We start from the raw sequence: 24,728 nt of genomic DNA, 5'->3' as shown, positions 1-24,728 counted from the left end.
AGGAAAAACGCCGGCTTACGCGTCATCCCGAGCCTGTCGAGGGATCTATTACAGCAATTATTTCAGGAACTTCTGCCCTTATCTTATAGTTGCTTCTTTATACATAAACAGTTATGTTTAACCACAACTATTTTGTTTACATCACCACCAACCCAAACCGCACCACCTATTACATTGGTGTAACAAACGATTTACCAAGACGCTTAACCGAGCACTTTGAGAATAGTGGTAAGCCTGGCACTTTCGCCGGCAAATATTTCTGTTATAACCTTATTTATTTTGAACGCTACCCTTCCCCTAACCAAGCTATCGACCGGGAAAAGCAACTCAAAGGCTGGAGCCGCAGTAAGAAAGAAGCCTTAATCCGAAAGCAGAATCCAAACTTAAAGTTCTTAAATGAGCTGGCATTTGAATAGCCATAAGGATTCTGTTAAAGGTTAGCTAAAATTGCGGTAATAGTTCCCTCGACAGGCTCGGGATGACGCGTAAGCCGGCATTTTTCCTAAGCATTTCGGGTTGGTGATTTCGGTTGTAATTGATTTCTCATTAGGTTCGAAATAATCCTTTCTTAAATATTACGGGTTGGTGGTTAATAGAACTTCTAGCTGATTTTTAGCTGAAATACGCAGCGAAGAAAAGAACTCCTACAAATTACAGGCCGGCGGTTAAACCAGTGAAAAGCAGTAAAAAAAGAAGGAATAAAAGTGAGAGGTATTAAAAGTAAAAGTAGTAAATAATTAATAGAGTAAAGATCAATATTTCACGCGTTACTGTTGGCTAACATCATAAACAGTGCCCTAATTTCTCAGAAAAACCGCTACTTATTCATCAGCTCGGTTCCCCTCCTTGGCTAAAGAGTGAGGAGGTGATTTGATACTTAACCGTAAAGTAATATTTGCTGTTTCAGTAAAGCGCATTGCCGGCAAAATTCCTCAAAACATATTGTACCTTCGGGCGTTATTTATCTGATTAGTACAGGCACAAATATTAACTCCCTTGGTTACCGGCAAATTTTACATAAATATCCCTTTTAAATTACCCGTTCTAACTTTCAAGGTGTTCCTGTGGGCAATATTGTTTTTAAGTTGTATACCAAATTATACTTTTTCCCAAAGTAAAATTACCATTAGCGGTACCGTACGGGCCGGCGTTAGCGGCGAAAATTTGGTAGGCGTGGCCGTGCAGATTCCGGCTTTACAGTCCGGTACCAGTACCAACACCTATGGCTTTTACAGTTTATCGGTTCCGCCCGGCACCCATACGGTGGTATATTCTTATATTGGTTACCAAACCCAGCGGCGCGAAATTACCGTTACCCAAAACACCAAACTAAATATTGAATTACCAGTTACGGCGCAGGAACTCGGCGAGGTATTAATAGAAGCGGGTAGCTTGCAGGAGAAACTAAAAACCTCTCAAATGAGCGTGGACCAGTTATCGGTACGGGAAGCCAAACTACTGCCGGCCCTGTTTGGCGAAGTAGATATTTTAAAAACTTTGCAGTTGAAGCCCGGCATCCAATCGGGCGGCGAAGGCAGCGCGGGTTTGTACGTGCGCGGCGGCGGCCCCGACCAGAACTTATTTTTACTCGACGAAGCTACCGTTTACAACGCGTCGCACCTGTTTGGGTTTTTCAGTATTTTTAATTCAGATGCGGTGCGCAGCGTCGATTTGTACAAAGGCGGTTTCCCGGCGCAGTTTGGCGGCCGCTTGTCGTCGGTGGTAGATGTTAAGCTAAAAGAAGGTAACAACAAACGCTTTGCCGCCAGCGGTGGCTTGGGGCTAATTGCCTCCCGCCTCACCCTCGAAGGCCCCCTCAAGAAAAACAAAGGCTCTTTTATTATTTCGGGCCGGCGCACTTATGTAGATGTTTTTACGGGGTTGGTAAATAAAATAAACAAAGACAACCCCGAGTACAACCCTATTCCGGGGTATTATTTCTACGACCTGAACGCAAAGGTAAATTACGATATTGGCCCAAACGACCGTTTGTACCTGAGCGGCTACCTCGGCGACGATTTGATTGGCTTCCGGAACAGCGGCTTTAATTTCGATTTTAACTGGGGTAACCGGGCCGGCACCTTGCGCTGGAATCACATTTTCAACCCCCGGTTATTTGCCAATACTTCCGTTACCGCTTCGAGTTACCGCTACAATATTAAAAACAGCCTCGAAGGCTTTAGCTTTGATCTTACCTCCAACATAAAAGATTTAAGCTTTAAGTCAGATTTTGATTACGTACCCGGCAATGCCCACAGCTTTAAATTTGGCGTGCAGGCCGTTAAGCATACTTTTGATGTGGGTCGTTTAAAAGCCGGCTCCGAAGATAACACCATTGCCTTTAGTTCGGGTTCTTCGTTTACCGGCGTAGAATACGGCGTTTATGCCGCCGATGATTATAACCCCACTCCTAACTTTACCTTAAATTATGGCTTGCGGTTTTCAGGCTTTACCAACGGCAAAAGCAATTTTAACGGCCTGGAACCGCGGGTATCAGCCCGCTATGCTTTATCAGAAAATACTTCGCTTAAAGGCAGTTATACCCGCATGCTGCAATATATTCATTTGGTTTCTAATTCGGGCGCTTCGCTGCCTACCGATATTTGGTACCCGTCTAACAATACGGTGCGGCCGCAACGCTCGCAGCAGGTAGCGCTGGGTATTAGCCAATTAGCTGGCAAAGGCAAATATTTAATCACGAACGAAGTATATTACAAATGGATGGCCAACCAGGTAGATTTCCGCAATGGGGCGCAATTATTTGTAAACAATAACCTGGATCAGGAATTTTTATTCGGGCGGGGCCGCAGTTACGGCAACGAAATATACCTGGAGAAAAAAGAAGGCCGCACCACCGGCTGGGTTGGTTACACCCTTTCCTGGACCTACCGGCAGTTTGCCGAAATAAACGAAGGCCGCTGGTTTCCGAACCGCTACGACCGTCGCCACGACATTAGCATTGTAGGCTTGCACCAACTCAGCCCCCGCCTCCACCTGACCGGCACCTGGGTTTACGGCACCGGCAATGCTTTTTCGGTGCCCGTTTCGCGCATTATATTACAAGGCCAAACCGGCAACAACGAATCTTTTGTACCTATTTACACCGAACGCAATGCTTACCGCCAAGCGGCTTATCACCGGTTAGATTTGGGCTTGGTTTACAAGTTGCGGCCCAAGCGCGGCGAATCGGACCTGACCTTTAGTGTTTACAATGCCTACAACCGCCGCAATCCGTATTTTGTGTATTTCGAACAGCTAAAAGACCAATCCGACGAATTAACCATTGGCTTCCGGGGCCGGCAGGTTTCTTTGTTCCCGGTTATTCCGTCGGTTACTTATAATTTTAAATTCTGATGCGTTTGTTTCGTTCCAAATATTATATTTTCTGTTTACTTCTGGCCTTATCGGTGCTGCCGTACGGCTGTAACATGGAAAAAAACTTTGAAGTAGATTTACCGGTTATGGCATCGCAACTGGTAGCCGAATGTTACCTGGAGCCCGGCCAGCCTTACCGCTTAACTTTAACCGAAAGCACCAATTACCTGGCCGCTCCGGAAATTCCGCTGGTTAAAGAAGCCACGGTTATTATTTTTTACAAAGGCCAGCCCGATACCTTACGTTATGCGCCTTTTTACGACAAGTTTACCCGTAAATATTATACCCACGTTTCTCCTACCGTTATGGCAGGCAAACCCGGCGATACCTATAGCTTGCAAATAACCGATAACCAGGGCCGCAAGCTCACCGGCACCACCACCGTTTTACCCGTAGTACTCCTCGATACCGTTGAATATACTTACAACGACCGCAAAAAAGCTTTTCTGGTAGCAAAATATTCCGACCCGGGTAATACTGCTAATTATTATTTTTTTAGTGTACAGCGCGATAGCGTAAACAATCGGGCCGAGATAGATTATACCGCCGACGATAACCTCAGCAACGGCAAACTTTCTGCGTTCGGCACCGGCTACGACTTCGAAAAAGACGACACGGTGTTTGTATCGCTTTACCACCTCGAAAAACCTTATTATGATTTCTTTAACTCCGTGGAAGGCGCCCGCGATGCCAATGGCAATCCTTTTGCTCAACCCGCTACCGTCATATCTACCGTACAAGGTGGCTATGGCGTTTTCACCAACCTGGTTTACGACCGAAAAAAGATTATTCTGAAGTAATATCCCGGTCTTAATAGCGTAGCAAATAGCTTCCTCTACCCGTCATTCAGGAGAATTCGCAGAATTTCAAAAGAATCTTCTGCATAAGTTGGATAAACAGGTGATAAACTTAGTCTTGAATTTACCTGTAATGCTTCCTATGCAGAAGATTCCTCCGGAATGACAGGCAAGGATAGAATAATTTAAGTTTTCAGTTATGGAAGATTATTCATACTACTTGGTATAAATCCTTTGCTATTAAAAGGCACAAAGTAATATTCCTTAAAAATAATTTAAGAAATTAGGGTGATATTCTTTCAGAAACCGGATTAACCTAAAAAGCCTATGCAGACTTTAACAAGCCCGGTAATGGCTACAGACTGGCGCCATTCCTTTATCACAGACCGGGAAAAAACTTTAACCCGTGTGTATGCGCAAACTTACCCCATGGTGCTACACTTTGTAAAACAGCACAACGGCACCCCAGAAGATGCGCAGGATTTATTACAGGAAGCTATTATTCTGTTTTACGAAAAAGTAATGCACGAGCAACTGGTATTAACAGCATCGGCCACCACCTATTTACTAGCTATCTGCAAAAATAAATGGCACCAGGAGCTGGAAAAGCGGCAGCGCCAAGCCAGAATATTCCTGACCCAAACCAGCCCAAATTGGGAAGAACCCACGATTGCATCCGAACAAACTAACCTTGATTTGGGTACGTTTGTAGCACAGTTGGGTAAAAAGTGCCAGGAAATATTAGTCTCCTTTTATTATTTCGGCCACAACATGCCCCAAATTGCGGCTCAACACGCGTACCGCAATGTGCATACTGCTACCGTACAAAAATTTAAATGCCTGGAACGTCTCCGCCAATCTTTAGCCAACTTTACTATTAACGATTTCCGGTAAGGTAAATATTTGTGCTTTTGATTAGAACCGCTCTAAGCTCTATTAGATTAATTTTTGTAAATACTTAAATTTTTATTTTATGCGACCAGCTTTAGAAGAAATAAAAACACTGGAAGCTTTTGTGAACGGCAGTTTACCAGAAGAAGAAAGCCAGGAGCTTGAAATAAGGCTTTTGTGGGACGAATATTTTAAACAAAAATTTCAGCTTCAACAACTTGCCTACCGGGCTATTCAGGATGCCGGACGGCAACAACTCCGGCAAGAATTAAAAGCCATTCATACCCGGTTATTTTCTACTTAAGTTGCCTGCTTTATTTACCAGTTATTTTTCTTTGCTCATTTCTTAAGCGCCCGCTAACAAAGGAAAGTTGCGACATCAGAAATCCCAATTAGCCGGCGGCAATATTTAGAATAAACCTAATCTAGATTTTTACTTCACTTTAAACGCTTCAATCGGCTTTTTAAAGTCGACTGGAATTTTCATGTCTTTTTTATAACCCCATAAACAACAGAACCCTATGTTTACCTCCGGATATAACCAAAATGAATTCAGAAAATTTGCGGTACAAGGCTTAAACCAGAATACCCTGGCCGTAGATAAATATATTAACTACATCGAAAACATGACCCGCTCGGTAATTGAAGAACGGCCGGTAAATTTCCGGGAAGTAGATGTTTTCTCCCGGCTGATGGCTGACCGGATTGTTTTTCTGGGTACGGCTGTAGATGATAATATTGCTAATATTATTGTGGCTCAGTTGCTTTTCCTGGAATCAGTAGATCCTAAAAAAGATATTTTGCTGTACATCAACAGTCCGGGCGGATCAGTTTACGCGGGTTTAGGTATTTACGATACCATGCAATTTATTAAACCCGACGTAGCTACAATTTGTACCGGAGTAGCTCTTTCGATGGGGGCCGTGTTGTTATGCGGCGGTGCAGCCAACAAACGCTCGGCCTTGCCCCACGCTCGCGTCATGATTCACCAGCCCTTAGGTGGCGCGCAAGGTCAGGCTTCAGATATAGAAATTTCTACCCGCGAAATATTAAAAATTAAAAAAGAATTATACGAAATTATTGCCCACCACAGTGGGAAAAGCTACCAGGAAGTACACGAAAACTCTGACCGGGATTATTGGCTTAAAGCCGAAGAAGCAAAAGCATACGGGTTAATAGATGAAGTGCTGCTGCGATGAAAATGGTTAGATTTTTCTCTATCGCCAGCGTCCTCGCTGGTGATTATTCCTTGCGGCCTCTGGCCGCTATAAACAATTAAAATATTCTTCATTAATAATAGTGGCCAGAGGCCGCAAGAAGAAGACACGGGCGAGGACGCCCGAGACATATACCACCAACTGTTTAATCGATACAAGCGACAAGTTAGGTTCCGGCAAGAACGCCTATGCGAGTGAAAGAAAACAATAAAAACTGGCAAGCACAATATTAGTTTCGCTACAGTAGAGCATCATTCAGGGAATTCCCCACTAAAACAAAAAAGCTTCCGGAAAATTCCGGAAGCTTTTTACTTAATAATATTTGTCTTACTTAAATCGCGTAAACACTGGTGGTATTCAGCATCGAAACATCTTTGGCTTCGAGCTTGGTTTGTCCCATCAGGAAAATATCAACTTCACGAGCAGCTTCACGACCTTCTGAAATAGCCCAAACTACTAAAGATTGTCCGCGGCGCATATCGCCGGCAGCAAATACTTTGGATACACTGGTCTGGTAGCTGGTATTGCATTTTACGTTGCCGCGCTCGTCCAGGTCCAGGCCCAGTTCTTCGATCATGCCTTTGTGCTGCGGGTGCACGAAACCTATTGCCAATAAGGCCAGTTCACAAGGAATTTCTTTTTCGGTGCCGGGCACTTCCTGGAATTTAGGTGCTTCGCCGGGTTTGGCGCTGCAAAAATCCATCTGCGCTACTTTCAAGGCTTTGAGTTTACCTTCTTCGTCACCGATAAATTCTTTGGTCACAATAGCCCAGTTGCGGTCGCAGCCTTCTTCGTGCGAAGTAGACGTACGTAATTGCATGGGCCAGTTCGGCCACGGCGTAGAAGCATGACGTTCGCCAGGAGGCTTAGCCAATACTTCAATCTGCGTTACCGATTTAGCCCGGTGCCGGTTAGAAGTACCTACACAGTCGGAGCCGGTATCGCCGCCACCAATAACTACCACGTTTTTATCGGTTGCCCAGATTTCTTCTTCCGGCGCAAATTCTTTGCCGCTGATGCGGCCGTTTTGCTGCGTTAAGAAATCCATCGCAAAATGAACACCTTTCAGATCGCGGCCCGGAATACCTAAATCACGGGCTACTGTAGAGCCACCGGTTAAAACCACAGCATCGAAAGAACGCATAATATCGGTTACTTTAATATTTTCACCTACGTTGGCGTTGGTCATAAATACCACACCTTCTTCTTCCATCACCGCTAACCGACGATCTACTACCCATTTTTCCAGTTTAAAGTCCGGAATACCGTAGCGTAACAAGCCACCAATTTTATCGGCGCGCTCAAATACCGTTACCGAATGACCGGCGCTGTTTAACTGAGCGGCAGCGGCTAAACCAGCCGGCCCCGAACCTACTACCGCTACTTTTTTGCCGGTACGTAATATTGGGGTTTTGGCCCGCACGTAACCTTTTTCAAAAGCAACTTCGGCAATGCTCTTCTCAATTTCTTCGATGGTTACCGGCGGTTTGTTAATGCCTAACACGCAGGCAGCCTCGCAAGGAGCCGGGCAAATACGGCCGGTAAATTCCGGAAAGTTGTTCGTAGAAAAAAGAATCTCCGCGGCTAATTCCCAATTTTGCTCGTATACAGCATCGTTAAATTCCGGAATAATATTACCCAAAGGGCAACCACTGTGGCAGAAAGGTACGCCGCAATCCATGCAACGGGCTGCCTGCGTGGCTATTTTCTCTTCGCCGAATTCTTCGTAAAGTTCATTGTAATCGTTAATCCGCAATTTCGGATCACGTTTTTTCGGCAACTCCCGGCCGAACTCTAAAAATCCTGTTGGCTTACCCATTTACTACAGCCTCCAAATTATCGATTCCTACTTCTTTTAACTCTCTTCTTTTCAGCAATACCTTTTTGTAATCGCTTGGCATTACTTTAATAAAATGACTTACGGCATTATCCCAGTTATTCAGAATTCCTTCTGCTACGGCACTGCCGGTAAAATCAAAATGGTTTTGGATTAACCGTTTCAGTTCGGTTACATCCTCTGCTTCCATTTCATCAAATTCTACCATTTCCATGTTGCATTGCTGCGGAAACCGTTGGCCGGGGTTGTATACATAAGCAATACCACCGCTCATACCTGCCGCAAAGTTACGTCCGGTTTCGCCTAATATTACCGCAATACCACCCGTCATATATTCGCAGCCGTGGTCGCCAACGCCTTCTACTACTGCTTTGGCACCAGAATTACGCACGCAGAAACGTTCGCCCGCCTGACCGCGAATGTAAGCCTCGCCGGCAGTAGCCCCGTAAAACGCTACGTTACCCGCAATAATATTCTCGCTGGCTTTAAACTTAGCGGTTTTTGGTGGATACAGGATTAACTGACCGCCCGATAAACCTTTACCAAAGTAGTCATTGGCTTCGCCTTCCAGTTCAAATTTAATACCTGGTGCACCAAACGCCCCAAAGCTTTGTCCGGCAGAGCCGGTAAATTTGTAGTGAATGGTACCGGCCGGTAATCCAACGCCTTTATACTTCTTCGAAATCTCGTAAGACAGCATAGTGCCCGTAGCGCGATCGGTGTTGGAGATGTAAAATTGATCAAATACAGGTTCTACATTTTCCAGGGCTGGCTGCGCAGATTTAATTAAATCCACGTCCAGTACCGCTTCTAAGGCATGCTGCTGCTCTTCTTGCTTATAGATGCCAACTTCCGGACCGGCCGGTTCTTTATGCAATACGGCAGAAAGATCTATTAACTTATGTTTCCAGTTGGTGAAGTCTTTCCGCATTTCCAAGCGGTCAACCTGGCCCACCATTTCGTTAATGGTCCGGAAACCTAATTCAGCCATTATCTCGCGTAATTCTTCGGCCAAGAAGTGGAATAAATTAACCACATCTTCCGGCTTACCGCTAAACAACGCCCGTAATTCCGGGTTCTGGGTGGCAACCCCAACCGGGCAGGTATTTAAATGACACTTCCGCATCATAATACAACCGGCAGTAACCAGGGCTGCTGTAGCTACGCCCCACTCTTCCGCACCTAATAAGGCCGCAATGGCTAAGTCACGACCAGTTTTCATCTGACCATCGGCCTGCACCACAATGCGGCTGCGTAGTTTGTTGCGAACCAAGGTCTGGTGGGCTTCGGCTAAACCAAGTTCCCAAGGCAAACCAGCGTGCTTAATCGAGCTAATCGGCGAAGCACCGGTACCACCATCGTAACCCGAAATCAGTACCACATCGGAGAAAGCTTTTGCTACCCCGGCTGCTACTGTTCCTACCCCCGCTTCCGATACCAATTTCACGTTGATACGGGATTTTGGATTAGAATTTTTCAGGTCAAATATTAGTTGGGCTAAATCTTCAATCGAGTAAATATCGTGGTGCGGCGGCGGCGAAATTAAACCTACCCCCGGGGTAGAATGACGCACGCGACCAATCCACTCATCTACTTTATGACCGGGCAACTGACCACCTTCGCCGGGCTTAGCGCCCTGGGCCATTTTAATTTGTAATTCATCAGCGTTAGCTAAATAATAGCTGGTTACTCCAAAACGCCCGGATGCTACCTGCTTAATAGCCGACCGTTCCCAGTCGCCGTTTGGCTTACGCTCAAAACGGATTTCGTCTTCGCCGCCCTCGCCGCTGTTGCTCTTGCCACCAATGCGGTTCATGGCAATGGCCAGCGTGGTATGGGCTTCGTGCGAAATTGACCCGAACGACATGGCACCGGTGGCAAAACGCTTAAAGATACTTTCGACTGGTTCTACCTCGCTGATCGGAATAGATTTGCCTTCTTTAAACTTAAGTAAGCTGCGCAAGGTACAGGCTTTTACGCCTTGCTCGTTTACCAGTTTTGAATATTTTTTATATACCCCGTAATCGTTGGTGCGGGTAGCCTGTTGCAGCAAGTGAATGGTCTGCGGGTTAAACAGGTGGTACTCGCCGCGGCGTTTCCACTGGTAAATACCACCAACTTCCAGTTTCGGATTCGGTACAAACTTATCCGGGAAAGCCAGTTTATGCTTGATTAAAGCTTCTTTAGCAATGCAATCCAGGGTTAAGCCGCCAATCCGGGAAACCGTACGGGTAAAATATTTATCAATTACATCTTTGCTAATACCAAGCGCTTCGAATATTTGGGCTCCCTGGTACGACTGCATGGTGGAGATACCCATTTTAGAGAATACCTTCAGCAAGCCGTCGTTTATGGCTTTAATGTAATTATAGAATAACTTTTCGTCGGCCGCGTTCGATTCAATTAATCCTTTGGCTTTCATATCCACAATGGTATCGAAAGCTAAATACGGGTTAACCGCCGAAGCACCGAAGCTGATGAGCGTAGCAAAATGATGTACTTCCCAGGCATCGCCGCACTCTACCACAATACCCACTTTACCGCGTAAACCTTTGCGCATTAAATGATGGTGTACGGCAGAAGTTGCCAGCAATGAAGGAATTGGGGCGTGGCTGCTATCCAGGCTCCGGTCTGATAATAAAATAATAGAGAAACCATCTTCTACCGCATCGGCCGCATACTGGCAAATCCGTTTGATGGCTTTTTCCATCGAGCCCGGCTGGCCATCGGCTTTAAAGTAGGTATAGATGGTTTTGGTTTGAAAATACGACTGGTCTAAGAACCGTATTTTTTCCAGTTCTTTATTCGAAAGCACCGGCTGTTGCAATTCTACCATGCGGCAGTGCAGCGGACTTTCTTCCAGTAAATTCAGGCCACCACCTACGTATGAAGTCAAAGACATTACCATTCGCTCCCGGATGGGGTCGATGGGCGGGTTGGTTACCTGGGCAAATAATTGCTTAAAGTAACTCGAAAAATGCTGGCTCTGGTCAGATAATATTGCCAACGGCGTATCGGTACCCATTGAACCTAAAGGCTCTTTACCGGTTTGGGCCATTTCGCCAATAATTACTTTTAGGTCTTCCGAGGTATAACCAAAAGCCTGCTGGTGCTTCAAGAGCGCGGTTGGGCTTGGGTGATGGAAAGTACCCAAAGCTTCCGGCATATCTTTCAACCGGATTTTATTTTTTAACCACTCATGGTAAGGCTGACGCGAACAAATATCGTCTTTCAGTTCTTCGTCAGAAATAATGCGGCCTTGCTCTAAATCGGCCACAAACATTTTACCAGGCTGCAAGCGGCCTTTCTTTACAATTTTAGCCGGGTCTACTTCCAAAACACCCGCTTCTGATGCCATAATTACTTTGTCGTCGCTAGTTACCAAGTAACGCGACGGACGCAAGCCGTTCCGGTCTAAAGTAGCACCAACAATTTTACCATCGGTAAACGAGATAGAAGCCGGGCCATCCCAGGGCTCCATCAGGGCTGCATGGTATTCGTAGAAAGCACGTTTCTTTTCGCTCATGTGGTTGTTGCCATCCCAGGCTTCCGGAATCAGCATCATCATTACGTGCGGCAAAGAACGGCCACTCAAAGTTAATAATTCAACTACGTTGTCGAGATTAGCTGAGTCAGACTGGGTTGGATCACAAATCGGCAGGATCATATCCAGTTCTTCCCGTGAGAAATATTTCGAACTGAAAGCTGCTTCGGCCGCGCCCATCCAGTTGGTGTTTCCTTTTACCGTATTAATCTCGCCGTTGTGGGCAATGTACCGGAAAGGCTGCGCTAACCGGAAAGACGGGAAGGTATTGGTGGAGAAACGCGAGTGAACTACCGCTAAAGCCGAAACTACATTTTTATGCTGCAAATCCGGGAAGTAAGACCGCACCTGCGCCGTCGTAAACTGGCCTTTGTATACAATGGTTTTATACGATAGTGTAGCAATATAAAAAGCATCGTTAATATTAGGCAAAGCTACCGACTCCCGGATTAAACGAGTAGTATAGTTGCGCAATACAAAAAGCTTCCGTTCAAATTCTTCCGGATTCGTAATCAGGTCAGGCCGCTTAATGAAAACGTGTTCCATTACGGGTTCTACTTTCAGGGCACTCTCGCCAATTTCGCCGTTATACGTCGGCAATTTGCGGTAGCCCAAAAGTTGCATGCCCAGCTTTTCAATATTACGGTTCAGGATATCGCGGCATTCTTCGCGCAGTTTCTCGTCCTGCGGAAAAAACACCAATCCTACGCCATACTGGCTGAACGGCGGCAGCTTAATGCCTAGTTTTAAGCATTCATCCACAAAAAATTCATGCGGTACCTGAATCAGAATACCTGCGCCGTCGCCGGTATTGGTTTCGCAACCACAGGCTCCCCGGTGCTCCATGCGGGCCAGCATATGCAAGGCATCCGCCACAATATCATGCGACTTCCGGCCTTTTAAGTGGGCTACAAAGCCGATGCCACACGAATCATGTTCAAATGATGGATGATATAAACCCAAATTGTTTTGGTCTGACATTATCGTATTTATTCTATACTAAAAAAATTATATTCGCGATATGGTATTTTTTTCTTCAGCTAAGACTGATCTTATAAAATCTGCCCGATTAATAACCTATTAAAACAGCGTTAATTTAGCAGTTTTTAAGTTTTGTAGTTTCAAAGTATTAAAGAAAAATAACTTTTCATAATATTAATCTTAACCTTTGAGAATTATAACACCGTTAAGTTGTTGTTTGAAGCAAAAATATTAAAAAATATTTAATATAGGCCTTCAGAATAAAGTTTGTTTAAAAATCTGATTAATTAAATTTCTATTTATTAAAAATTATACAAATTTATTAAAGCAAAACATTTAAAACTGCTTTTTATCGCAAAGGCTCGAATATTGGGCCCAGTATAGCTTTTTGTGAAAAGAGCAGGATATGGTGGATTTAGGCAGAAACTGTTCCATGCTGGTAAGACATACAAATACTTGACCTTGGAATTATCTAAAAGCTATACTCTTTATTGGTTTTATAATACCTTATACAAATATCTTTTAGTCTTGGTTCCGAATTAACTCTTTGATTAGAAAAGTCATACGGGGTTCGGCCCGGGCTGCCGCTTCTAATATATCCAGCAAAACTACTTTTTTAATTTTACCGGGCACACACATATCTGTAATTACCGATAGCGCAAAACAAGTAAGCCCCATGTGCCGGGCCGCAATAATTTCGGGCACTGTAGACATACCTACCGCATCGGCGCCAATATTAGCCAAAAACTTATATTCGGCTTTGGTTTCGAGCATGGGGCCCGGCACACTTACGTATACGCCGGTTTGCAAGGCAAACCCGTTCTGCCCCGCAATGGCTAGCGCCTGGTTTACCAAAGTTTCATCGTACACGTCACTCATATCGGGAAAGCGGGAGCCCAGCGCTTCTAAATTTTTACCAATTAAAGGGTTTTGTGGTTGCAGGTTAATGTGGTCGGTAATTACCATTAAATCAGAAGTACTAAAATCCGGGTTCAGGCCGCCGGCAGCATTCGAAACAAATAATTTCCCAATGCCGAGTATTTTCATAACCCGTACCGGAAAAACCACCTGCTCCATGGTATAGCCTTCGTAATAATGAAAACGGCCCTGCATTACCACCACCCTTCTTTCGCCCAGGTACCCGAATATTAATTTACCCGAATGGCTCTCGACGGTAGATACCGGGAAATGCGGAATTTCGTCGTAAGGTAAGCTGTACTGAATTTTTATATCATTTACCAAATCGCCTAAGCCCGTACCCAAGATTATTCCGAAATCAGGGGCAAAACTGTTGGTTTGCTGAATCAGGAAATCACTAGCATCCTGTAGTTGCTGCATTTGTTTTTCCATGGTTACTATATTATTTATTTGGCTGCACCCGGCAGACCTATATTTTAGATTATTTTGGAGAAAGGAGCTTCACGCCGAACAATGGAACGACGTTGCGAAAATATTGCGGGCTATTGGCTTAGGAGACTAATAAAAAGAGCCAACCATTTTGCCGGAGAAGTCCTGTATGAAGGGTAGGCTTCTCCGGCTTTATTAAATAACAATTAATATAATTTTATTGAATTGAAAAATCGTAAGGCATGCGCACCTGAATACCTTGCAACTGCTGCATCTTTTTAGCTTTTTCGTAATACGGATACATTTCTCCGAGTTCGGCTTTCAAGAAACGCGTACGGGCGCTGGTTTCCATACCCGACATAAAGGTTTCCAGGAAGGTTTTCTGGTGAGGCTGTTTTTTAAGGGTATATTCTTTTTCGATGCCGGCCCGTTTAGCTGCAATTTCAATGGCCTTGTCTAAACCACCCAGTACATCTACCAGCCCGCGTTCTTTGGCTTCGATACCCGACCATACCCGGCCACCGGCTAAATTACGCAATTGCGCAACCGGCATGTTGCGGCCGGCCGCTGCTTTAGAAGTAAAATCATCGTAAATGCGTTCTACGCCGTGCTGTATAATCTGGCGTTCCGCGGGGTTCAACTGGCGGGTAATGGTAGGCATATCCGAGAATCGGCCGGTTTTAACCCGATCTACGGTAATGCCGAGTTTATTATCGAGGAAACCTTCCAGGTTAGCCAGAATACCAAATACGCCAATGCTGCCGGTTATGGTGTTGGGGTAGGCTACAATCGTATCGGCGGCCATGGCAATGTAATAACCACCCGAAGCGGCCACATCCGACATAGAAGCAATTACGGGTTTTTCTTTTTTAGCCAGGGTTATTTCACGCCAGATTACATCCGAAGCCATGGCACTGCCGCCCGGCGAGTTAATGCGCAATACAATGGCTTTTACATTTTTATCGCGGCGGGCTTTGCGAATCTCCTCGGCAAACTTGGTACCCCCAATATTATCTTTGCCACCTTCGCCGTTTACAATTTCGCCGGTAGCATAAATTACCGCAATACGGTTTTTAGAATATTTATCTTCTTCTTTGGCCACTTTGCGGTAACTTTTCAGTTCTACCACATTCAGTTTATCGGTTTTTTTCAGGCCGGTTCGCTGTTTCATGTAATCTACCGCCTGGTCGTAATAACCCACGTTGGTAATAATACCGTGCTTCAAAGCATCTTCGGGGTAATGAATCAGCATCGAGTCTGATATTTTCTTCATATCGCCAAAAGATTTATTGCGGGCTTTGGCAACATTTTGCAAATAATGATTATTCAGGGAGTTGAGGAAAGACGTAACCTGCAAGCGGTTAGGCGCGCTCATTTTATCAAGTACAAACGGTTCTACGGCACTTTTAAATTCTCCTACTTTAAATATTTCGGGCTGAATATCGAGTTTCTCCAAAGTGCCTTTAAAAAACATTATTTCGGAGCTTAAGCCGTTAATTTCCAAGGCTCCCTGCGGATTCAAAAATTGTTTATCGGCTACCGAAGTCAGGTAATACGCTTTTTCAGAACAGATATCGTTGTAGGCCACAATAAACTTACCTGATTTTTTAAAGTCCAGAAGTTCGTTCCGGATTTCTTCCACAGTGGCCATACCAGCGCTCAATATTTCGGTGCTCAGGTAAATACCTTTAATATTGTCATCGGATTTGGCGTGGCGGATAGAAGCTTTTATTTCGTCGAGACCGTATTTGGCGTTACCCAAGCCGCCTAACAAGCCCATACCCTCAAACGGATCGTCCTCTCCCCGTTCGTCAATTTCACGGTCAAGTTTTAACTCCAGAATGGAATTTTTTCTTACCGTTACCTCATCTTCTGAGGCAGCCGCGGCAGCAATTCCCAACAGAATCAGGAACATTAGGAAAAAAAATAAAAAAAGGCCGACAAGGGTGGCCAAGGTGTATTTAAAAAACTGTAACATACAGGTTAAATTTTCTACTTAATAATAATGGGTACAAGCTACAAATTGTTTGGGTAAAAAGGGAGAATTTTGGTGGAATTATGAGTTGGGGTATGCTGAAATAAGAAGTTGTGAATATTTTCGGCTATATAGGATTTTCAGGAATAACTTAAATTTTATAATTGTTATCATAAATTTCACCTCAACTACTGCCTAAACCTAAAGAATCTTTGCTACCAGTTTTAAGCTATGAAATTAAGCGCGTTAACTCAAAAAGGTTACATCTTTTATATTGCTGTAGTAGCTACCTTAATGCTTTGCCTGTTTCTTAGAACATACCAGTTAGAAAGATATCCGGCAGAGAGTCATGTGGATGAGCTTTCTAATTTTTACGATGGTTATTCAATTCTGGAAACAGGTGCCGATAGATGGGGCCTGAAATACCCTACTATATTAAGAGGATTTGGTGACCACGATAACCGCCCTCCTATGTATGCCTGGCTTTGTGCTTTAAGTATAAAAGTTTTTGGCTATTCTACTTTTGCCGGCCGTATGCCTTCTGCTATTCTAGGCTTTTTTTCTGCAGTGCTTATATTTTTAACTACCTTAAGGCTTGGCGGTCGCTTATTTGCTTTTCTGGCTTTATTATTAGTTACCTTATCACCGTGGCACATTATATATTCCAGACTTGGCACCGAACCCACCATTCTGCCCTCGTTCTTTATTATTAGTAGTTTTTATCTGTGGCTAAAAACAAGAAGTAAAGACTACAACAGTAAATATTTGCTATTGCTGGGGTTCATAATCGGCCTCGGAACGAATACGTATCAATCGAGCAAACTTTATTTTTTATTTATTGCTATACTTATAGCCGCCGATATATTCTTCTATTCCTCATCTGCTAAGCTTAAGAAAATAGGCTTCTTAGGCTTAGCCTGTTTTGCAGGTGCTTTACCCCAGATTTACACGGTTTTTACCCTGCCAGAGCAATTTTTCGCCCGTACCCACGATGGCATGATTGATATTTCCTTTTCTTACCATTTTTTGAACACTTTCCTGCGCAACTTTTTTTCCAACTTATCGCCTGAATATCTATTCTTTAGTTTTGAAGATTATAATTTTTTAACCATGGGCAGGTTACTAAATACCGAATTCTTATTTTTCTACCTTGGTTTATTTTTTTTCCCGCTAGTCCATAAAAAAACAACGCATTTTCCTCCGGTATATTTTTACTTATTTATAGCTATTTGCCTTTTCCCGAGTGCGCTAACCACCCAAAACCCTAATGCTTTAAGAACATCCGGTATAATTGTATTACTTCCAATAATTTCGGCCACCGGAATATTGTTTGTTTACCGGCACATAAATAAGGTTAAGTGGCGAAACTTTTTTTTGCTTGTAACAATTTCTTTGCTCCTCGTAAACCTGGCATTTTTTGTAAAACATTATACCCAGTCTTATTTTCTAAGAAGCGCTATTCAACAGAATCACCTGGTTCAGTTAGCTAAAAAGTTAAATAATTATAAAGATAAATATGCCAGAATTTACATTGAAGATAAAGGTCATAACCAGCCTTATATTTATATTGCCCGCTATTGCGACATGCACCCATTAGCGTTTCAGAGAGCAATAAAGCGAAACGAACCTATTGTAGCCGGCTGGGACCATTTGGTACAACTAGATAAATATTACTTTTTAAGCCGGCCTGAAATTGAACAAATAGCCCAAGAAGCTACAAGTAAAAACCTTTACGTATTACAAACCCCAAACAACCAGTATAAACAATTAGCCGAAATAATTACCGGAAAATTCAACTTCTATATCTACGAAAAGTAACCTTCCGCTAATTAAAGCTTTTCGATAGGCAGAATATTCTTTTCAAATATTGCCTATTCCGTATTAACAGGATAGTTAACTCAATTAACTGCTTACCAATAATTGATAACTGTTTACTGTTTACTGCCAACTGTCAATACCCATACTTCTCGCCCCACCAGTTACGCAGGTTTTTGCGCATTTCGTTTTCGCGGGCATTATTACCGGGCTCGAAGAGTTTTTTGCTTTGCAGTTGCTCCGGCATAAATTCCTGGGGTACAAAGTTCTGGTCGTAATCGTGCGCGTATTTGTAGTTTTTGCCGTAGCCCAGTTCTTTCATCAGTTTGGTGGGCGCATTGCGCAGCGGCAGCGGCACGGGCAAATTACCGGTTTGTTTCACCAATTCCTGGGCTTCCCAAATGGCCATGTACGACGAGTTGCTCTTAGGCGAAGTAGCCAGGTAAACCGCCGTTTGGGATAAAATAATATTACTTTCGGGGTAGCCAATTACCTGCACCGACTGGAAACAAGTATTGGCCATAATCAAAGCCGTAGGGTTGGCATTACCAATATCTTCCGAAGCCAGGATTAGCATCCGGCGGGCAATAAATTTAGGATCTTCGCCGCCTTCTATCATGCGGGCCAGCCAATAAAGCGCCGCATTCGGGTCGCTGCCCCGCATAGATTTAATAAAAGCCGAAATAATATCGTAGTGCATCTCGCCCGATTTGTCGTACATGGCAATGTGCTGCTGCGCCATTTCCTGCACAAACGCATCTGTAATTACCAGCACATCGGCATTGGCCCCTTCTACCACAATATCTAACAAATTCAGGAGTTTGCGGGCATCGCCACCCGATAGCATGAGCAAGGCATCGTACTCGTCTACCTGAATATTTTTCTTTTTCAAGAATTCATCTTCGGCAATGGCTTTATTAACCAAAGCAATCAATTCGTCTTTGGAAAGGTGCTTGAGTACGTAAACCTGCGACCGCGATAACAAAGCCGAAATCACTTCAAAGCTTGGGTTTTCGGTGGTGGCACCAATTAAGGTTACAATACCTTTTTCCACGGCACCTAGCAGTGCGTCCTGTTGCGATTTGCTAAAGCGGTGAATTTCGTCGATGAACAAAATGGTGCCAGGTCGGGTTTTAGCCTTTTCAATTACTTCGCGCACGTCTTTTACGCCCGCATTTATGGCACTAAGCGCCGTAAACGGCAGTTTCAGTTGCGAAGCAATAATATTGGCCAGTGTAGTTTTGCCTACCCCTGGCGGCCCCCACAAAATCATCGACGGAATCATACCCGAATCGAGGTAGCGGCGTAAGATGCCTTTTTCGCCCACCAGGTGTTTCTGACCGGCAAACTGATCCAAGGTATGCGGCCGCATGCGTTCGGCCAGTGGTATTTTAGGACTATTCATGCGCAGCTAATTTTATTTTCCGGCTGCAAGTTAAATATTATTCGCCGCAATATTCTGCACGTGCTGGCTTCTGTTCTTTTATCCGTTTTTTAATTCAAAAAGAAACTCCGGCCCAAAAGGCCGGAGCTTACTTTGCATATTAAAATTGAATTGGGTATTGGTTTATTGCGTTTATTGAACATCCCACCAAAGCCGATCGGAGAGCGAACCAACGCTTGGCACATTGGCGGCGTTGCGGCTTCTTTCGCTGGTTGTGGGGTATTCTAGTCGGCGGATAAAAGTGGGTAAAGCCGCATTAACCGGCAATGTAAAATCTTTGTAGGCGTAGTTAAACCGACGGGCATCGTTCCAGGCTTCCGGGTTTAAGTAAGTAGCTACGTACTTTTCTTTAAATATTAAGGCTAAAGTAATATTATCGGCACCAACGGCTACAACTGGGTTCTGGAGGTAAGCTTCGCGTTCGGGGGTTGGTACTTGTAGCTTATCCATATTGGCCCGAATACCGCCTAAGTAAGCATCATAGGAATTGGTTTTATCGCCGGCCCGCAAGGCTGCCTCGGCTTCTATAAACTTTAGTTCGGCGTAAGTAATAATTAAAACCGGTGCTGTATTATTGGTCCACGGCGAATTAACCGAAACATAGTTTTCGTCCTGAACAGTATTCGTGGCCGGCGGCCGGTTACCGGCTCCGTTTGTGGTACCTATGTAAGTACCCGTAACGGTTGGGTCGGTAATTTTTTTCAGCCGCGGGTCTACTACGCCGTAAGTGGTGCCGTTCAGGTGTTCGATTAATTGCTCAGACAGCCAGCCACCTAAACTTAAGCCGGCATTATTTACCGCAACCTGGGCCCACGGATTCCGCAACGAGAAAGCTGCCATACCGGCATCGTCGGCGTTAGAAGTGTAAGCGTTGGCCAAGGTTTGCAAAACGAGTGTGGGATTGTATTGCGGGGTTTTGCTTACTTTATTCAACAGCCGGGCTTTTAGGGCATAAGTAGTTTTCAGCCATTTGGCACGGTCGCCGCCGTGGATTAAATCGTTGGCTGCGGTTAACTTGATGGTAGCATTGGTTTTACCTAACTCCGTAATAGCTTCATCCAGCAAAGTTAAACTGGTATTGTACAGGTCTTGCTGTGAATCGTACTTGGGCGTAAACGTGCTTAAATTAAAAGCCTCGGAGTATGGCGCATCGCCCCACAAGTCAGTTACCAAACTTAGGTGGTAAGCCATTAATACATTGGCTACGCCTAAATATTCGCTGGAACCTTGGGTGATGGCGGTTTGCTTTAGATCATAAATATCGGCCATGGCAAAGTACAAGCCATCCCAGGTAGTAGAAAAATCGACAATCTGGTAGGTATCGCTGGCGGCACTTGGTGTTGCATTGGCAATATATTGGACGTAAGGCGCGATGGCGCTACCAACATTGTAGTTGTTTATGCCGGTTTTATGAGTAACCGTACTCAGCAGCGAAGCCAGCGGCGGATTAGAAACCTGGTTAGGGTTGGTATTTAAATCGAAATAATCGTCGCATCCCTGCAAGCTTAGGGTTCCGGCTACAGCCAGGAGTAAGGTATATTCAGCTATTTTTTTCATACTGCCACCAAGAATTAAAAGCCAAGGTTTAACGTAAATAAAATGGTGCGGGCGGCCGGATAAGTAAACCCGGCAAAACCATCGACGTTGCTGCCGCTGTTATCGGAACTTGACTCCGGATCGAGGCCGTAGTAATTGGTATGGAGCCATAAATTATTACCTGTAACCGATGCAGAGGCATTCCGGATAAATTTGCGGGGCAGCCAGGCCGGAGGTAAACTATACGCCAGGGTTAAAGAGCGCAACCGAATCCAGGAAGCATCCTGCACAAAGTTTTCGGAAACGTTGCGGTGGTAATTGCGGTAAAAGCCTTCGCCGTAAGCTACGCCATCGGGTCCGGTACCCTGGCCCAGCCACACTTCTTTGGTATTTGGGGTGCCATCGGCTAAAACGCCTTCAAAAACTTTGGTTTCACGGCGGTTAGCAGTATAATCGGCAATCCCAAACGCTGAATAAAAGTTTTCGAGCTGGTTATATTTTTCGAAACCCCAGCGGGCATCTACTAATCCGGATAAGCTTAGGTTTTTATAGGTAAAGGTGTTGGTAATACCGCCAATCCAATCAGGTTGGGTGTTGCCCAATATTTTCTGGCTGGCGAGCGGCGCCCGTATCGGAAAACCGTTGGCACCAATTACCAGGGGTCTGGCGTAATCTATTCTTAAAGGGTCTTCGGTTTCGTTGCCGTAGTACCGCAAATAATGCGAACCGTAAATATTGCCGTAAGCCTCGCCCGGAATCAGTTTCATGGTAACCGTAGAGCCGCTGTAGCCAAACTGTTCGGCGTAAGTAATCTGGGTCAGGTCTTCGCGGATGCTCAATATTTTATTGCGGTTGGCCGAGAAATTCAAATTAATATCCCAGTTAAAATCAGTCGTTTTTACGGGCGTACCCCGCATAACCAACTCTATGCCTTTGTTCAGCATATCGCCCGCATTAACCGCGGCCCGCACGTAGCCGGTGGCCGGCGAAATATTGGCCTGTATAATTTGATCCACGCTTTTGGAATAATAATATGTCAGGTCTAAGCCCAGCCGGTTATCCAGAAAATTCATTTCCAGGCCACCTTCGTAGGTATTCGTAAATTCCGGCTTTAGCCCCGGATCGCCTAACAACGCAGCCCGGGTAAAACCGGTAACGCCGGCAGGCAAATTACTATTCATGATAGTACCCGTGATAGCCCCAATGTAAGGCGAGTAACCGGTGGTGGTAGAATAAGGCAAAGCATCTTTACCAATACCCGCGTATGAGGCCCGCAGCTTTCCGTAAGAAATAAAAGCGGGCAAATCGAAGTTTTCGGTAAAAACATAACCCAAACTAACCGACGGGTAAAAGAAAGAATTATTGGGTTTGAGCAAAGAAGAGGTAATATCGTTGCGGCCGGTAACCGATAAAAACAAAAAGTTTTTATAGTCCAGGGTGGCTTCGCCAAAAAGCCCCATTAACCGGTATTTTTCGGTATTAGGCCGGATGGGCGTTAACACCTTGGCATTCGAAAGCACAAACCAGTCGAAAACCGTTAATTCAGTACCTTCTACCCCGGTATTTTTTACATTGCGGTCGTAAATATCTTGGCCCAAACGCAACGTGGCATTTATATTTTCGCCGAATTTTGAGTTTAGCGTGGCAATAAAAGTAGAGTTAAAGGTCCGGAAGTTGGTGTTGTATTCGCCTACCAAACCGCTGCCGTTGTCGTACAAGCGTTCGCCGGTAATGCCACGGGGGGCGGGTGCCGTCCGGAAGCGGTTATCGGTGTAGGTATCGAGGCCAACTTTGTAACTTAAATCGAGCCATTTGAACGGCGCATAGCCAAAAGTTACGCCACCCAGGAAACGGTTAACGTTATCGCGTAATTTATTGGTGGCCGCGCCGTAAATGGGATTATTAGTGCCACGCCACACCTGGGTACCATCGGGGTTTAGGTAATCGCGTACATCCCAACGGCCCGAAAAATAAGCTAAACTTTCGCCGAACCGATCGTAGTTATAGCGGTCGCCGCCCGAATTGGTAAAACTCATATTAAACCCGGTCCGGACTTTATCGCTGAGTTTAATATCGGTGTTTAAGCGGGCCGCATAATTTTTATAGTTGGTAAACGGCAGCATGCCCTGGTGGTCGAAGTGCGACAACGACGCGTAAAACTTAGCGGCATCGGTACCACCCGCAAAATTTACGGTATTACGGAACTGGTGCCCGGTATCGAAAGCCCGTTTGTAATTTTCGTACAACTTATCCGGATGATCCGGGTCAATGGCTTTTGCTTCGGCAATGGTTGGTCCCCAGGCCGGCGCCAGCGCAATTGGGTTATAAACGCCTAAAGCACCGGCCGTATAAGTAGTTTGCACCTCGGGCACTTTGTTAATATTTTCGAAACCGTAAGTGCCGGTATAATTTACCCGAATGCCGTTGCCGCTGCCTTTTTTTGTGGTAATAACCACTACGCCATTAGCTCCGCGCAAACCGTACAAAGCCGTAGCCGCCCCTCCTTTCAGCACGTTAATGCTTTCAATATCATCCGGATTTATATCGGCGGCCCGATTGCTCAAACCTCTTAGTTCGGTTAAAGAACCGCCAAAAGTGTTGGTAGAGTTATCCATCAGCATGCCATCAATTACAAACAGCGGTTCGTTGGGCCGGGTATGATCAATGGAATTAATGCCGCGGATGCGAATGCTGGCGCCTTGGCCCGGCCCACCACCGGTACTCGATATTTGCGCGCCAGCTACTTTCCCCTGCAAAGCATTTACTACATTGGCCTGCCGGTTGCGGGTTATTTCTTCGGTAGCTACTACCTGCGTGGCATAACCCAGCGAGCGGGCTTCGCGCGAAATCCCCAAGGCCGTTACAACCACTTCGTTTAGTTGTTTGCTGTCGGCCGCCAGATTTAGGTTAATATTTGTTTGATTACCTACCGCCACCTCGCGGGTAACGTACCCAATAAAGCTAAATACCAGTACGGCCTCGTTGCCGGGAACCCGTAGCCGGTAATTGCCGTTGGCATCGGTGGCAGTTCCGGTGCTGGTGCCCTTTAACAAAACACTCACGCCCGGCAAGCCGGTATTATTTTCGTCGGTAACAATGCCGCTTACTTCCTTTTCCTGGGCCCACGCCTCCCGGAAACCAATAATTAGCAGCAACAGCATTATTATAGTAAATATTCTTTTCATAATGCACCATTTAATATTTAAATATTCATTACAGGATTATGTAAACCTTTATTATTAATAAGCTACAGCACAAAAGAAAATTATCCAATCAGGAGCGTATTGCAACATACCCAAGCCAGCAATTTATTAAAGCTGCGGAAGGCCTATTTAGCAAATGGTGTTTTAAAGGTTTAAATGGGGTCGAAATGGAAATACAGCAAGCAGGCAAACCATACTCGCTATAGCTTAAATATAGAAATATATAATGTATAATCAAACCAAAACAAGGGCGAAAAATAACTTTTCCTTTAGTTTTTTTTAATATACCAGGAAGATAAGCACCTGCTAAGTAGATAAAATATTTATAAGTCAGGAAAAGTATTAGTACACTAATATTAATTTACATGCCTTTTACTTCTCTCAAAGAAAGAAGCTGTTAATATTTAGTTTGTGTTGTTACGTAAAAATTCTTCTGAACAGTATATTAGTCAGAGGAGCCCACCCCTGTCATTCAGGAGGAAACTATTTGGTTACCTGCTAAATAGGTTCCTTCTGAATGACAGTATTGGGTTCATTAAACCTGTTTTTTCAACATTTGCATAACTTCAGTTAATAATTTGGCTGAAATACTAATTGGCTGAAGCCAATACGCTGCGCCGGCGACACCAGCAAGCAAGCTTTGAAGTTGGCGGTGATAATACGACTAAGGGCATAAGAGTCTGTTCAAAACAGAAATAATGAACCAATATAAAAGAAAAATCCTGAACCAAGCTTTGGCAAGCGGTAGTTCAGGATTTAAAATATT

The 24,728-nt window shown here is 44.7% G+C and carries 14 protein-coding genes; 7 read left to right on the top strand and 7 right to left on the bottom strand.

What is annotated here, in order from left to right; genetic code table 11:
• Positions 1 to 113: 113 nt before the first annotated feature.
• From F0145_RS03625 to F0145_RS03600, 6 genes are all read left to right on the top strand, one after another.
• The gene (locus F0145_RS03625) at positions 114 to 416 is read left to right on the top strand and encodes a GIY-YIG nuclease family protein (protein WP_150086944.1); all 303 of its coding nucleotides are present in this window, start codon (positions 114 to 116) and stop codon (positions 414 to 416) included.
• 640 nt (positions 417 to 1,056) lie between these two features.
• Positions 1,057 to 3,354, top strand: a complete 2,298-nt coding sequence (locus tag F0145_RS03620; RefSeq protein ID WP_223815799.1) for a TonB-dependent receptor — start codon at positions 1,057 to 1,059, stop codon at positions 3,352 to 3,354.
• Positions 3,354 to 4,175: a DUF4249 domain-containing protein gene (locus F0145_RS03615; protein WP_150086943.1), complete on the top strand. Its 822-nt coding sequence runs from the start codon at positions 3,354 to 3,356 to the stop codon at positions 4,173 to 4,175. The genes F0145_RS03620 and F0145_RS03615 overlap by 1 nt, the downstream gene beginning before the upstream one ends.
• A gap of 324 nt (positions 4,176 to 4,499) precedes the next feature.
• Positions 4,500 to 5,066, top strand: a complete 567-nt coding sequence (locus tag F0145_RS03610) for an RNA polymerase sigma factor (protein WP_223815798.1) — start codon at positions 4,500 to 4,502, stop codon at positions 5,064 to 5,066.
• Positions 5,067 to 5,145: 79 nt separating this feature from the next.
• Positions 5,146 to 5,367 carry a hypothetical protein gene (locus F0145_RS03605; protein WP_150086942.1) on the top strand — a complete coding sequence of 74 codons (222 nt, stop codon included), beginning with the start codon at positions 5,146 to 5,148 and terminating at the stop codon, positions 5,365 to 5,367.
• A gap of 217 nt (positions 5,368 to 5,584) precedes the next feature.
• Entirely contained in the window at positions 5,585 to 6,262 is a 678-nt protein-coding gene (locus F0145_RS03600; RefSeq protein WP_150086941.1) for a ClpP family protease, read from the top strand.
• A gap of 349 nt (positions 6,263 to 6,611) precedes the next feature.
• Here the strand turns inward: F0145_RS03600 and F0145_RS03595 are convergent, their stop codons facing one another.
• The 4 genes from F0145_RS03595 to sppA form a co-directional block, all read right to left on the bottom strand.
• On the bottom strand, positions 6,612 to 8,099 hold the full coding sequence (locus F0145_RS03595) for a glutamate synthase subunit beta (RefSeq protein WP_150086940.1): 1,488 nt from the start codon (positions 8,097 to 8,099) through the stop codon (positions 6,612 to 6,614).
• Positions 8,092 to 12,642 carry a glutamate synthase large subunit gene (gltB, locus tag F0145_RS03590; RefSeq protein WP_150086939.1) on the bottom strand — a complete coding sequence of 1,517 codons (4,551 nt, stop codon included), beginning with the start codon at positions 12,640 to 12,642 and terminating at the stop codon, positions 8,092 to 8,094. The genes F0145_RS03595 and gltB overlap by 8 nt, the downstream gene beginning before the upstream one ends.
• A 522-nt stretch (positions 12,643 to 13,164) precedes the next feature.
• Positions 13,165 to 13,992, bottom strand: coding sequence for a purine-nucleoside phosphorylase (locus F0145_RS03585; RefSeq protein ID WP_223815797.1), 828 nt, complete (start codon positions 13,990 to 13,992; stop codon positions 13,165 to 13,167).
• Between the two features lie 214 nt (positions 13,993 to 14,206).
• Entirely contained in the window at positions 14,207 to 15,967 is a 1,761-nt protein-coding gene (sppA, locus tag F0145_RS03580; protein ID WP_150086938.1) for a signal peptide peptidase SppA, read from the bottom strand.
• A 228-nt stretch (positions 15,968 to 16,195) separates the two neighbouring features.
• On the opposite strand from sppA, the gene F0145_RS03575 reads away from it, so the two are divergent.
• Complete coding sequence (locus F0145_RS03575) at positions 16,196 to 17,782, top strand: ArnT family glycosyltransferase (RefSeq protein WP_150086937.1); 1,587 nt, start codon at positions 16,196 to 16,198, stop codon at positions 17,780 to 17,782.
• A 133-nt stretch (positions 17,783 to 17,915) separates the two neighbouring features.
• On the opposite strand, the gene F0145_RS03570 is transcribed toward F0145_RS03575, so the two are convergent.
• The 3 genes from F0145_RS03570 to F0145_RS03560 form a co-directional block, all read right to left on the bottom strand.
• Complete coding sequence (locus tag F0145_RS03570) at positions 17,916 to 19,184, bottom strand: replication-associated recombination protein A (RefSeq protein ID WP_150086936.1); 1,269 nt, start codon at positions 19,182 to 19,184, stop codon at positions 17,916 to 17,918.
• A 171-nt stretch (positions 19,185 to 19,355) separates the two neighbouring features.
• Positions 19,356 to 20,780 (bottom strand): SusD/RagB family nutrient-binding outer membrane lipoprotein, encoded by a 1,425-nt coding sequence (locus F0145_RS03565; RefSeq protein WP_150086935.1) that lies wholly within the window; start codon positions 20,778 to 20,780, stop codon positions 19,356 to 19,358.
• Between the two features lie 14 nt (positions 20,781 to 20,794).
• Positions 20,795 to 23,944: a SusC/RagA family TonB-linked outer membrane protein gene (locus F0145_RS03560; protein WP_150086934.1), complete on the bottom strand. Its 3,150-nt coding sequence runs from the start codon at positions 23,942 to 23,944 to the stop codon at positions 20,795 to 20,797.
• Between the last annotated feature and the right edge of the window lie 784 nt (positions 23,945 to 24,728).

The organism is Adhaeribacter rhizoryzae (assembly GCF_008629685.1).
GTDB lineage: Bacteria > Bacteroidota > Bacteroidia > Cytophagales > Hymenobacteraceae > Adhaeribacter > Adhaeribacter rhizoryzae.
The sequence above is the reverse complement of the archived record's forward strand: the minus strand, read 5'-3'. Positions and strand labels throughout refer to the sequence as shown.

Coding starts and splice junctions, on each gene's coding strand:
- F0145_RS03610 (WP_223815798.1), top strand. CDS start 4,500: ATGCAGACTTTAACAAGCCCGGTAATGGCTACAGACTGGCGCCATTCC.
- F0145_RS03605 (WP_150086942.1), top strand. CDS start 5,146: ATGCGACCAGCTTTAGAAGAAATAAAAACACTGGAAGCTTTTGTGAAC.
- F0145_RS03625 (WP_150086944.1), top strand. CDS start 114: ATGTTTAACCACAACTATTTTGTTTACATCACCACCAACCCAAACCGC.
- F0145_RS03595 (WP_150086940.1), bottom strand. CDS start 8,099: ATGGGTAAGCCAACAGGATTTTTAGAGTTCGGCCGGGAGTTGCCGAAA.
- gltB (WP_150086939.1), bottom strand. CDS start 12,642: ATGTCAGACCAAAACAATTTGGGTTTATATCATCCATCATTTGAACAT.
- F0145_RS03600 (WP_150086941.1), top strand. CDS start 5,585: ATGTTTACCTCCGGATATAACCAAAATGAATTCAGAAAATTTGCGGTA.
- F0145_RS03615 (WP_150086943.1), top strand. CDS start 3,354: ATGCGTTTGTTTCGTTCCAAATATTATATTTTCTGTTTACTTCTGGCC.
- sppA (WP_150086938.1), bottom strand. CDS start 15,967: ATGTTACAGTTTTTTAAATACACCTTGGCCACCCTTGTCGGCCTTTTT.
- F0145_RS03585 (WP_223815797.1), bottom strand. CDS start 13,992: ATGGAAAAACAAATGCAGCAACTACAGGATGCTAGTGATTTCCTGATT.
- F0145_RS03565 (WP_150086935.1), bottom strand. CDS start 20,780: ATGAAAAAAATAGCTGAATATACCTTACTCCTGGCTGTAGCCGGAACC.
- F0145_RS03575 (WP_150086937.1), top strand. CDS start 16,196: ATGAAATTAAGCGCGTTAACTCAAAAAGGTTACATCTTTTATATTGCT.
- F0145_RS03560 (WP_150086934.1), bottom strand. CDS start 23,944: ATGAAAAGAATATTTACTATAATAATGCTGTTGCTGCTAATTATTGGT.
- F0145_RS03570 (WP_150086936.1), bottom strand. CDS start 19,184: ATGAATAGTCCTAAAATACCACTGGCCGAACGCATGCGGCCGCATACC.